This is a genomic window from Leucobacter sp. UCD-THU, from assembly GCF_000349545.1.
Lineage (GTDB): Bacteria > Actinomycetota > Actinomycetes > Actinomycetales > Microbacteriaceae > Leucobacter > Leucobacter muris.
The window spans coordinates 497,010-504,587 of record NZ_KB714601.1; the positions used below are offsets into that span (position 1 = coordinate 497,010).

The window sequence follows — 7,578 nt, forward strand, 5'->3', positions numbered from 1 at the left end:
TCAGCCCGCGGTGACGCGATCCGCGACGAGGGGGCGCGGATCCGGAACCGCCTCGCCGAGCTCCACCGCCCCCGCGAGCGACTCCACCCCGCGCACCATGCGGCCCGGCGAATCGCACGCCACCTCGAACAGCGGATCGCCGACCCGCACCCGATCGCCGGGGCGCACCAGCACCTCGACCCCGGCGGCGTGGTCGACGGGGTCGCCGGGCCGCGCCCGCCCCGCCCCCAGACGCCAGGCGCTCACCCCGACCGCGCGCGCGTCGACGCGCTGCACCACACCGGCGGCCGCCGCTCGCACCGTCTCGGTCTCACGCGCGACGGGCAGCGGCGCGTCGGGATCGCCGCCCTGGCCGGCGACGAGGCGCCGCCACGCGTCCATCGCGCGCCCGTCGGCCAGCGCCCCGGCCGGATCGATGTCGCCCTTCCCCGCGAGCTCCAGCATCTCCCGCGCCAGCGCGAGCGTCAGCTCCACCACGTCGGCGGGCCCGCCGCCCGCGAGCACCTCGACCGACTCGCGCACCTCGTTCGCGTTGCCGACCGCTCGGCCCAGGGGCGCATCCATGTCGGTGAGGAGCGCCACCGTGCGCAACCCCGAATCGACGCCCAACCGCACCATCGTCGTCGCCAGCTCGCGCGCGTCGTCGACGGCGGGAAGAAAAGCGCCCGAACCGAACTTCACGTCGAGCACGAGGCCGTCGGCCCCCTCCGCGATCTTCTTGCTCATGATCGACGAGGCGATGAGCGGCACCGACGCCACCGTGCCCGTGACGTCGCGCAGAGCGTACATCGCGCGATCCGCGGGGGCGAGCCCCGACCCCGCCGCGCAGATCACCCCGCCCACCTCGCGCAGCATCCGCTTCATCTCGTCGTTCGACAGCGACGCCCGCCACCCGGCGATCGACTCGAGCTTGTCGAGCGTGCCGCCCGTGTGCCCGAGGCCCCGCCCCGACAGCTGCGGCACCGCCACCCCCAGCGACGCCATGAGCGGCACCAGCGGAAGCGTGGTCTTGTCGCCCACACCGCCCGTCGAGTGCTTGTCGATGGCGGGGCGGCCGAGCCCCGAGAAGCTCAGGCGCTCACCGCTCGCGATCATCGCGGCGGTCAGATCGCGGATCTCCTCGCGCTCCATCCCCTGGATCACGATCGCCATGAGCAGTGCGCTCATCTGCTCCGGCGCCACGACGCCGCGCGTGAACGCGTCCACCAGCCAGTCGATCTCGGCGCGGGCGAGGGCGCCCGCGAAGCGCTTGCGCGTGATCAGGTCGACGACGTCGAAGGGTTCGGGATCGCTGAGCTGCTCCATGCCACCAGCCTATGGCGGCTCCCCGATCCCCGCTCCCCGATCCCCGCTCCTCGATCCCCGCCGTCGGTATGGGATCAGCCGTCCGTATGCAGGAGTCGGCCCGGTCCGCCATACGGACGGCAGATCCCATACGGAGGGGAGGAGAGACCCTCGAGGTCCTCAGAACACGTCGAGCACGCGCGAGCGATCGGGATCCGGCCGCCCCAGCTCGTCGTCCTGGCCGGCCGCGATCCAGCAGCCGGTGAGCAGCAGCGTGCGGCAGATCACGTTGAACCAGATCAGCAGCCCCACCAGCACCGCGAACGAGGCCAGCAGCGGGTTGTGGGAGGCGCCGCCGAGCAGGGACGACCCCAGCACCTTGATGCCGAACAGCGCCAGCCCGCCGAGGGCGCAGCCCCGCAGCAGGCTCCACCTCGGCACCCGCACCTCGGCGAGCAGCCGGAAGATGGCGACGAGCACGAGCGTGTCGAAGACGTACATCGCGCCGTATCGGGCGACCGTGCCGAGACCGCCCAGCAGCCAGCCGTCGGGATCGCCGCCGAACCACGACACCAGCAGATCGGTGAGGTTCGAGCTGAACACCGTGAGCGCCGCCGAGACGATGATCGCCAGCATGAAGCCCAGCGCCAGCACCAGGTCGCGCAGCTTGAGCAGCACCACGTTGCGGTACTGCCGCACCTCGAGGCCGAAGATGATGCGGATCGCGCGGCGCGTGCCCGTGAACCAGGTCACCGCGACGTAGACGAGCGCGGCGCCCGCGATCGCGCTGCTCCAGTCGAGCGTTCGGCTCTGCAGCAGCATCGCCAGTTGCACCGCGCCGCCGTCGCCCGTGCCCACGAGGCCGGGCACGAACAGGTTGAGCTGCTCGATCAGGGATTCCAGCAGCTCGGGTCGGCCGCGCAGCACGATGCCGAACACGCTGAAGCCGATCCAGAGCGCCGCGAACACCGCGAACACCGCCTGATAGCTCATGCCGGCCGCGAGCACCGATCCGCCCACGTCGGTGAAGTGGAAGAAGGAGCGGAACGGCCGCGAATCCCGCAGCCGGTCCCAGACGCCCTGCCCCTGTTCGACGAGTTCTCGCGACACCGCCGAGACGCGCGACGCCCCGCGATCCCGCTCCTCGTCGGAGGAGCGGGGATCGCGGGGCGTCGTCATGCCGTCGAGTGCAGCCACCCGGCGCTGGGCGCGGGCGCTACTTCGTCTTGCCGGTGCGGATCGCGGCCTTCACCTCGGCGATGGCCTTGGTGACCTGGATGCCGCGGGGGCACGCGTCGGTGCAGTTGAAGGTGGTGCGGCAGCGCCACACGCCCTCGGTGTCGTTCAGCACGTCGAGACGCACCTGGGCGTTGTCGTCGCGCGAGTCGAAGATGAAGCGGTGCGCGTTGACGATCGCGGCCGGGCCGAAGTACTGGCCGTCGGTCCAGAAGACCGGGCAGCTGGTCGTGCACGCGGCGCACAGGATGCACTTCGTGGTGTCGTCGAAGCGCTCTCGATCCTCGATCGTCTGCAGGCGCTCCTTGCCCGGCACGGGTGGGGCCGAGTCCGGCATGAGGAACGGGTTGACCGCACGGTAGGCCGCGAAGAACGGCTCCATGTCGACGATCAGATCCTTCTCGAGGGGCAGGCCCTTGATCGCCTCGACGTAGATCGGCTTCGAGATGTCGAGATCCTTGATGAGCGTCTTGCACGCGAGACGGTTGCGGCCGTTGATGCGCATGGCGTCGGAGCCGCAGATGCCGTGGGCGCAGGAGCGGCGGAACGCGAGCGTGCCGTCCTGGTCCCACTTGATGCGGTGCAGCGCGTCGAGGATACGGTCGGTGGGGTACATCTCGACGTCGAAGTCCTCCCAGTACGCGTCACGACCCGACTCGGGGTTGTAACGGCGCACCAGCAGGGTGACCGTGAAGGGCTTCGGCGCGTCGGGAGCGTCTCCGGCTGCTGCGGTCTCCGTGGAGTCGACGGCCGTCGCTTCTGCGGTAGCGGTGCTCATGGCCTAGTACTTCCTCTCCATGGGCGGGTAGTTCAACTCGCCCTGCTCGTTCTTCGTGAACACGACGGGCTTCCAATCGAGCCGGATGTGATCGTCGGGGTCGGCCGAGTGCGGGTCTCCCGAGAGGTACGCCATGGTGTGCTGCATGTAGTTCTCGTCGTCGCGATTCGGGTAGTCGTCGCGCATGTGGCCGCCGCGGCTCTCCTTGCGGTTGCGCGCGGTGTACGCGAGCACCTCGGCGAGGTCGAGCAGGAAGCCCAGCTCGATCGCCTCGAGCAGGTCGGTGTTGTAGCGCTTGCCGCGATCCTGCACGCCCACGTTCATGTAGCGCACGCGCAGGTCGTGGATCACGCCGAGCACCTCGGTGAGCGATTCCTCGGTGCGGAACACCTGGGCTCCGCGGTCCATGGCCTCCTGCAGCTCGCGCCGGATGTCGGCGACGCGCTCGGTGCCGGTGCCGGTGCGGAAGCGATCGACGAGCTCGCGGATCTCGCGGGCGGGATCGGCGGGCAGCTCGACGAAGTCGGCGGTCTGCGCGAAGTCGGCCGCGTTGTTGCCCGAGCGCTTGCCGAACACGTTGATGTCGAGCAGCGAGTTGGTGCCGAGACGGTTCGCGCCGTGCACCGACACGCAGGCGCACTCGCCGGCGGCGTAGAGCCCGGGCACGACCGTGTCGTTGTCCATGAGCACCTCGGCCGCGTTGTTGGTCGGGATGCCGCCCATCGCGTAGTGCGCGGTGGGGAACACCGGCACGGGCTCGACGACCGGGTCGACGCCCAGGTAGGTGCGCGCGAACTCGGTGATGTCGGGGAGCTTGGTCTCGAGCACCTCGGCGCCCAGGTGGGTGCAGTCGAGGTAGACGTAGTCCTTGTGCGGGCCGGCGCCGCGGCCGTCGAGCACCTCCTGCACCATGCAGCGCGCGACGATGTCGCGGGGCGCGAGGTCTTTGATGGTGGGGGCGTAGCGCTCCATGAAGCGCTCGCCGCTCGCGTTGCGCAGGATCGCGCCCTCGCCTCGGGCTCCTTCGGTGAGGAGGATGCCGAGGCCGGCGAGGCCCGTCGGATGGAACTGGTAGAACTCCATGTCCTCGAGCGGCAGGCCCTTGCGCCAGATGATGCCGACGCCGTCGCCCGTGAGGGTGTGGGCGTTCGAGGTGGTCTTGAAGATCTTGCCGAAGCCGCCGGTGGCGAACACGATCGACTTGGCCTGGAAGACGTGCAGCTCGCCCGTGGAGAGCTCGTAGGCCACCACGCCGGCGGGGCGGCGGTGCTTGCCCTCGCCCGTCATCACGAGGTCGAGCACGTAGAACTCGTTGTAGAAGTTGACGCCCAGCTTCACGCAGTTCTGGAACAGCGTCTGCAGGATCATGTGGCCGGTGCGGTCCGCCGCGTAGCAGGCGCGGCGCACGGGCGCCTTGCCGTGATCGCGCGTGTGGCCGCCGAAGCGGCGCTGGTCGATCTTGCCCTCGGGCGTGCGGTTGAACGGCAGGCCCATGTTCTCGAGGTCGATGACCGCGTCGATGGCCTCCTTGGCGAGGATCTCGGCCGCGTCCTGGTCGACGAGGTAGTCGCCGCCCTTGACCGTGTCGAAGGTGTGCCACTCCCAGTTGTCGTCCTCGACGTTCGCGAGCGCCGCCGCCATGCCGCCCTGCGCCGCGCCGGTGTGCGAGCGGGTGGGGTACAGCTTGGTGATGACCGCGGTCTTCGCCTTCGGGCCGGCCTCGATCGCGGCGCGCATGCCCGCGCCGCCCGCGCCGACGATCACGACGTCGAACTGATGGTAGGTGACACCGTCCTTGACGGTGACGTCCTCGCCCTGATGGGTGTCTGTGGTCACGTGAGTCCTATTCTTCGAGTCTGTAAGCCTGAGATGCCGCGGTCGCTACGACGCGTTGCAGAACGACGCCACGAGCGACGGATCGGCTCCCGCGGGGCAGGGATCGAGCGTGAACACCACGAAGGTGCCGAGCAGGATCAGCAGCGCGGCGGAGAGGAACAGCAGCACCTTGAAGGTCTTCGCGAGACCGGGGCGGGTGACGTAGTCGTTCACGATGGTGCGCATGCCGTTGGCGCCGTGGATCAGGGCGAGCCACAGCAGCAGCACGTCCCACACCTGCCAGAACGGGTTGGCGAGCTTGCCGCCCACGAAGCCGAAGTCGATCGCGTGCACGCCACCAGGCGTGGCGATCAGGTTCGAGAAGAGGTGGCCGAACACGAGCACCACGAGCAGGACGCCCGAGACGCGCATGTAGATCCAGCCCCACTTCTCCCAGTTGGTGCGCTTCTTGGCGGGGGCCTTCGAGCGCGGGGATTCGATCGTCATCGTCATGTCTGTCTCTCCTCGCCTAGTGCCCGAACACGTTCATCAGGTGGCGCGGCAGGAAGCCGGCCATGGTGATCGCCCAGGCGGCGATCACGATCCAGAACATCGCGCGCTGGTAGTGCGCACCCTTGCGCCAGTAGTCGACGAGGATGATGCGGATGCCGTTGTAGGCGTGGAACACGATCGCGGCGACGAGCGCGGCTTCGCCGAGACCCATGATGGGGGTCTTGTAGACGCTCATGACCGCGTTGTAGGCCTCGGGGCTCACACGCACGAGCGCGGTGTCGAGCACGTGCACGAGCAGGAAGAAGAAGATCGCGACGCCCGTGATGCGGTGCAGCACCCAGGACCACATGCCCTCGTTGCCGCGGTAGAGCGTGCCGCCCGGGCGGCTCTTCTTCTTCGCCGCGGGTGCGGCCTCTGCCGTTTGGGCTGACACGGGCTTCCTCCTTGGTCCTGCTTCACCGAGCTCGGCTCGGCGGCTGACAGCGCGGTCTCAGGGAGCGCGGGCGCACCCGATGATCTCTCCAAACTGAGAATCCGCTGCGCCCACCATTATGTCACCATTTCGGGCGCGCCCCCGCACGCCCGATCCTCGGGCGTGAGCCCCGTTTCATCTGATGATTCGGCCCGCGCCGGTCTCGTCCGCGGCCCCGACTGGCTAGTCTGGAACCATGTCTGACGCCACCGTCCCGCGCCCCGCCGTCGAGCGCCTCACCTGCGTGATCCCGGCCGGAGGCGTCGGATCCCGCCTCTGGCCGCTGTCGCGCGCGAACGCGCCAAAGTTCCTGCTCGACCTGACCGGCTCGGGAGACTCGCTGCTGCGGGCCACCTGGGACCGCCTCTCCCCCATCGCCCCCGCCGAACGCGTGATGGTCGTCACCGGCGTCTCGCACCGCGACTCGGTCATGCGCCAGCTCCCCGAACTCCTGCCGCAGAACCTCATCACCGAGAGCGAACCCAAGGACTCCTCCGCCGCGATCGGGCTCGCGGCGGCGCTGCTCGAGCTGCGCGACCCCGACGCGATCCTCGGCTCCTTCGCCGCCGACCACGTCATCCGCGGCGACGTGCTCTTCCAGCGGGCCGTCACCACCGCGGTGCAGGCGGCCGACCGCGGCTACATCGCGACCATCGGCATCCACCCCTCGCACCCCGCGACCGGCTTCGGCTACATCTCGTGCGGCGAGGCCCGCGGCGACCTCGCCCCCTTCGACGTCTACGACGTGTCCGAGTTCGTCGAGAAGCCCGACGCCGAGCAGGCCGAGGAGTACCTCTCCCACGGCGGCTACCTCTGGAACGCCGGCATGTTCATCGCCCGCGCCACCGTGCTGCTCGATCAGATGGCGCTCGCCGATCCCGAGCTCGTGAGCGCGCTGCGCGAGATCGCGGCGAGCTGGGACACCGACCGGGGCGCCGACGTGCGCGAGCGCCTCTGGCCCGCCCTGCCGAAGATCGCGATCGACTACACCGTGGCCGAGCCGGCCGCCGCCGCGGGCAAGATGGTCTGCGTCGCGGCCCACTTCGACTGGGACGACGTGGGCGACTTCGCCTCGGTGGCGAACCTGCTGACGCGCGGCCGCGGCAGCGACCTCGCCGTGCTCGGCGACGGCGCCCAGGTGCTGTCGGACGCCTCGAGCGGCATCGTCGTCTCGGAGAGCGAGCGCCTCGTCGCGCTCGTGGGCGTCGAGGACGTGGTCGTGGTCGACACCGCCGACGTGCTGCTCGTCACCACGAAGAGCCGCGCGCAAGACGTGAAGAACCTCGTCAACCGCATGAAGCTGGCCGGCGGCGGCCACCTGCTCTAGCTGTAGTTCCTTGGGACGTTGTGAACGCGTAGCAGACTAAAGAAGACCTCCGGCAGGATGTGGGTTACCACACACACGTCCTCAACCGGAGGTCTTCATGCCCCACGCTAACGCACCCCTCACCCCTATCGGCAGACAACGTCTCGCAGTATT

General features: G+C 69.5%; 7 protein-coding genes. 1 reads left to right on the forward strand and 6 read right to left on the reverse strand.

Annotation, left to right across the window (positions count from 1 at the left end; genetic code table 11):
- From H490_RS23245 to sdhC, 6 genes are all read right to left on the reverse strand, one after another.
- Entirely contained in the window at nt 1–1,305 is a 1,305-nt protein-coding gene (locus tag H490_RS23245; protein ID WP_017883860.1) for a thymidine phosphorylase, read from the reverse strand.
- Between the two features lie 159 nt (nt 1,306–1,464).
- Nucleotides 1,465–2,463, reverse strand: a complete 999-nt coding sequence (locus H490_RS23250; RefSeq protein WP_152424230.1) for a YihY/virulence factor BrkB family protein — start codon at nt 2,461–2,463, stop codon at nt 1,465–1,467.
- Between the two features lie 37 nt (nt 2,464–2,500).
- The gene (locus tag H490_RS23255) at nt 2,501–3,298 is read right to left on the reverse strand and encodes a succinate dehydrogenase iron-sulfur subunit (RefSeq protein WP_017883862.1); all 798 of its coding nucleotides are present in this window, start codon (nt 3,296–3,298) and stop codon (nt 2,501–2,503) included.
- A 3-nt stretch (nt 3,299–3,301) separates the two neighbouring features.
- Nucleotides 3,302–5,134, reverse strand: a complete 1,833-nt coding sequence (gene sdhA, locus H490_RS23260; RefSeq protein WP_017883863.1) for a succinate dehydrogenase flavoprotein subunit — start codon at nt 5,132–5,134, stop codon at nt 3,302–3,304.
- A gap of 45 nt (nt 5,135–5,179) precedes the next feature.
- Nucleotides 5,180–5,626: a succinate dehydrogenase hydrophobic membrane anchor subunit gene (locus tag H490_RS23265; protein WP_017883864.1), complete on the reverse strand. Its 447-nt coding sequence runs from the start codon at nt 5,624–5,626 to the stop codon at nt 5,180–5,182.
- Between the two features lie 16 nt (nt 5,627–5,642).
- Complete coding sequence (gene sdhC / locus H490_RS23270; protein ID WP_017883865.1) at nt 5,643–6,059, reverse strand: succinate dehydrogenase, cytochrome b556 subunit; 417 nt, start codon at nt 6,057–6,059, stop codon at nt 5,643–5,645.
- 235 nt (nt 6,060–6,294) lie between these two features.
- Here sdhC and H490_RS23275 point away from each other — a divergent pair, with 235 nt between their 5' ends.
- Nucleotides 6,295–7,425, forward strand: coding sequence for a mannose-1-phosphate guanylyltransferase (locus H490_RS23275; RefSeq protein ID WP_017883866.1), 1,131 nt, complete (start codon nt 6,295–6,297; stop codon nt 7,423–7,425).
- Nucleotides 7,426–7,578: the final 153 nt, after the last annotated feature.

Excerpts from the sequence above, each read along its gene's own strand:
- H490_RS23245 (WP_017883860.1), bottom strand. The coding sequence starts at position 1,305 with ATGGAGCAGCTCAGCGATCCCGAACCCTTCGACGTCGTCGACCTGATC.
- H490_RS23250 (WP_152424230.1), bottom strand. The coding sequence starts at position 2,463 with ATGACGACGCCCCGCGATCCCCGCTCCTCCGACGAGGAGCGGGATCGC.
- H490_RS23255 (WP_017883862.1), bottom strand. The coding sequence starts at position 3,298 with ATGAGCACCGCTACCGCAGAAGCGACGGCCGTCGACTCCACGGAGACC.
- H490_RS23265 (WP_017883864.1), bottom strand. The coding sequence starts at position 5,626 with ATGACGATGACGATCGAATCCCCGCGCTCGAAGGCCCCCGCCAAGAAG.
- H490_RS23275 (WP_017883866.1), top strand. The coding sequence starts at position 6,295 with ATGTCTGACGCCACCGTCCCGCGCCCCGCCGTCGAGCGCCTCACCTGC.